The 599-nt window shown below is 68.1% G+C and carries 2 protein-coding genes; both read left to right on the top strand.

Annotation, left to right across the window (positions count from 1 at the left end):
• Positions 1-208: 208 nt before the first annotated feature.
• Entirely contained in the window at positions 209-382 is a 174-nt protein-coding gene (locus tag ABD323_RS41395; protein ID WP_344447249.1) for a hypothetical protein, read from the top strand.
• A gap of 51 nt (positions 383-433) precedes the next feature.
• The coding region (locus tag ABD323_RS41400; RefSeq protein ID WP_344447250.1) for a nuclear transport factor 2 family protein at positions 434-599 on the top strand (166 nt) is incomplete at its 3' end.

The following is a 599-nucleotide window of genomic DNA, read 5'->3' on the forward strand; positions in this document are numbered from 1 at the left end:
GCAGGGTGGTCTCGCCGGTGAGGCTCTGCCCTGGCATCCCAACGGGCGGCTAGAGTCCCGGCGGCTGTTCACGGATACCAGCACGGAAGTGGCCGGCTACGCGTGGGACCAGGACGGTCGGGAGACCCGAAGCTGGCAGGCCGAGGTTTGAGCAGCGAACTCGGGCGCGCTGGAGCAAGCGCCGGCCGCTGATTGGCTCAAGGTTTTGGTGGACGCCGACACGGTGGTCGAGGGACTCGTCGGATCGGTGTTCGGGCTGGTGATGCTGTGTCAGGGGGCGGAGTCGGTGGAACTCGGTGGCGTCGATCCGGAGCGATGGATCACCGAGCGAGGAGGCGAGGTCCGGGTGCTTCAGCCCCGGCGAACGCGGCCGAGGGGCTGAGGCGGGGCGGAGCGCGATCGGCTCGCTCTGAGCTGGGACATAATCCGGCGTATGACTGTCGTGATCGATCCCCAGAGCGTCGTGGAACGCCAGCTCGATGCCTACAACGCCCATGACCTCGATGCCTTCGTGGCCACCTACGCCCAGAACGTGGTGGTCCACCGCCGCGACGGCTCGCTGTGGGAGGGCTCGGAGGCGCTGCGTGATGCCTACCGTG

Origin of the sequence: Kitasatospora nipponensis (assembly GCF_039528135.1) — a bacterium.
In the GTDB taxonomy this organism is placed as follows: Bacteria; Actinomycetota; Actinomycetes; order Streptomycetales; family Streptomycetaceae; genus Kitasatospora; species Kitasatospora nipponensis.